Origin of the sequence: Pseudarthrobacter albicanus (genome assembly GCF_018224015.1) — a bacterium.
In the GTDB taxonomy this organism is placed as follows: Bacteria; Actinomycetota; Actinomycetes; order Actinomycetales; family Micrococcaceae; genus Arthrobacter; species Arthrobacter albicanus.
Genome location: NZ_JAGPOT010000215.1, coordinates 1 through 724, shown reverse-complemented (window position 1 = coordinate 724; position 724 = coordinate 1). Strand labels below are relative to the sequence as shown.

Genomic DNA, 724 nt, shown 5'->3' with positions numbered 1-724 from the left:
GGACCCTGAGGGTCCGCGGCACGTTCCTGCCGGTGCAGACCATGCCTCCGGCAGGTCTTGGCGGTTGTTACTTGGTGTTGACGGTGATTTTGGCGATGCCGACGAGCATGTCGGCTTTCACGGCGTCGGTCTTGAAGGTTTTGTTCAGCAGGCCGGCGGCGGTGTCGGAGATCAGCACGCGGGTGCCTTCCAGGATGGCGGTGTCGCCGGCCTTGGCGAGGGGCTTGAGGGTGGAGCCGTCGAGGTTGAAGATGTAGGCCTGCTTCGCCGCGACCGTGCCGTTGACCGCGACGTCACCGTAGAGCTTGGAGGTGCCCGGGTCGATGGTGAAGTTGGTCAGGTCGACCTTGGTCTCGCCGGCGGTGAGGGAGAAGCCGGAGCCGGCGTGGCTGATCAGGCCCTGGACGTAGGGGCGGTAGTCCTTGGACGGGTCGTAGTAGTCGACCTTGCCGCCGGTGATCGGGAAGATCAGCGAGCCGTCGGTCAGGGCCGCGGTGCCGATGACCCCCGGGGTCAGTTTCAGGGTCTCGAGGGCCTTGGCGAAGGACGCGTCGAGCTTGACCGCGGTGCTGGTCCCGGTCAGGGCCGGGATCGAGGCCAGCGGCTTGGGCGCTTCTGCGGACGCGGAGGACGACGAGGAAGCGGGGGCGGCGGAGGTGTTGCTGGCCGGGCTGCAGGCGGCCAGGGAGAACATGAGCGAACCGGCGGCGGCGATTCCGGCGAA

General features: G+C 67.7%; 1 protein-coding gene. It reads right to left on the bottom strand.

Annotation, left to right across the window (positions count from 1 at the left end):
* Positions 1–67 precede the first annotated feature (67 nt).
* The coding region (locus tag J9611_RS21500; RefSeq protein ID WP_211883343.1) for a hypothetical protein at positions 68–724 on the bottom strand (657 nt) is incomplete at its 5' end.